The organism is Planomonospora antibiotica, assembly GCF_014647955.1.
Lineage (GTDB): Bacteria > Actinomycetota > Actinomycetes > Streptosporangiales > Streptosporangiaceae > Planomonospora > Planomonospora parontospora.
In genome coordinates, this window is sequence record NZ_BMQE01000131.1 from 1 (window position 1) to 1575 (window position 1575).

The 1575-nt window shown below is 69.6% G+C and carries 1 protein-coding gene; it reads left to right on the forward strand.

Annotated features, from left to right (window positions below; translation table 11 throughout):
* Positions 1–67: 67 nt before the first annotated feature.
* The coding region (locus IEZ06_RS35725; protein WP_229799170.1) for an ISL3 family transposase at positions 68–1575 on the forward strand (1508 nt) is incomplete at its 3' end.

Sequence of the window (1575 nt, forward strand, 5' to 3'; positions counted from 1 at the left end):
GCTTGACGCCCTCCTTCCTCACCTGGCCGCTGTCGTCGTGGACCGCGTGGAAGTGACCGAAGCGCATGTGGCGATCCGAGTACGGCCCCGCGCTGGGAACGGCACCTGCCGACGATGCGGAGAGGGCTCTGCTCGTGTCCATAGTCGCTACGAGCGGCGTCTTGCCGATGCGGCGCTCGGGGGCCGCAGAGTGCTGATCCGGGTGATCAGCCGCCGGTTCTTCTGCGACAACGACCTGTGCCCGGCCGCGACGTTCGCCGAGCAGATCCCGAACCTGACCAGCCGCTACGCTCGCCACAGCCCGCTGCTGGCCTCGATGCTGAAAGCGATCGCGCTGGCCCTGGCCGGCCGCGCCGGGGCACGCCTGGCCCGCATCCTCGGACTGCTGACCAGCCGCAGCACCCTGCTGCGACGGATCCGGGCCCTGCCCGACCCCGAGGTCGGCCAGGTCACGGTCCTCGGTGTGGACGATTTCGCGCTGCGCCGCGGCCACGTCTACGGCACGATCCTGATCGACATGGACACCCGCCGGCCGGTCGATCTGCTGCCCGATCGGGAGGCCGCCACCCTGGCGGCCTGGCTGCGCGAGCATCCGGGCATCGAGGTGGTCTGCCGGGACCGGGCCGGCGCCTACGCCGAAGGCACCCGTGCCGGAGCGCCCGAGGCCATCCAGGTCGCCGACCGCTGGCACCTCTGGGACAACCTGGGCCGATATGCGGAAAAGACAGTCGCCGCCCACCACGCCTGCCTGTACCCGCCCGCCCCCGCTCCCGCGATGCCGGTAGCCGACCACCCGTCCCATGATCTGGAACAGCGGGCAGCCGAAGCCGCGCAGGCCCGTGCGGAGACCAGCGCCATCGTGGTGCGCACCCGAACGCGCTACCAGCAGATCCAGGAGCTGAAAGCCGCAGGTCACGGCATCAAACCGATCATGCGTGAGCTCGGCCTGGCCAAGGGGACCGTCCGCCGCTTCTACAGGGCCGAGAGCGTCGATGATGTTCTGGCCACCAGCCGGGCCGGACGACCCAGCAGACTCGACGCTTACAAGCCCTACCTGCACCAGCGCTGGAACGACGGCTGCACCAACGTCCTGGAACTGCACCGGGAGATCACCGCCCAGGGCTACCGGGGCAGCTACGGCGCGGTCCGCGACTACCTGGCCCCGTTTCGCGAGACGGGCACCGCTCCGCCCGCGGTCGCCAAACCGCCCAAGGTCCGCACCATCACCCGCTGGATCATGACGCACCCCGACAACCTGGACAACGACGACCGGATCGCGCTCAAGAACGTTCTGGCCGACTGCCCCCACCTCGACGCACTCGCCGGTCACGTGCGGGCCTTCGCCGAGATGATGCTGCAACGCCAGGGGAAGCGGCTCGACGACTGGATGGAGAAGGTCGACGCCGACGACCTGCCCTATCTGCGTTCTTTCACCCTTGGCCTACGGCGTGACCACGCTGCGGTCCTCAACGGGCTGACCCTTCCGCACAGCTCCGGCGCGGTCGAGGGCAACGTCAACCGGGTCAAGATGCTCAAGCGACAGACCTACGGACGGGCTGCCTTCGGCCTGCTCCG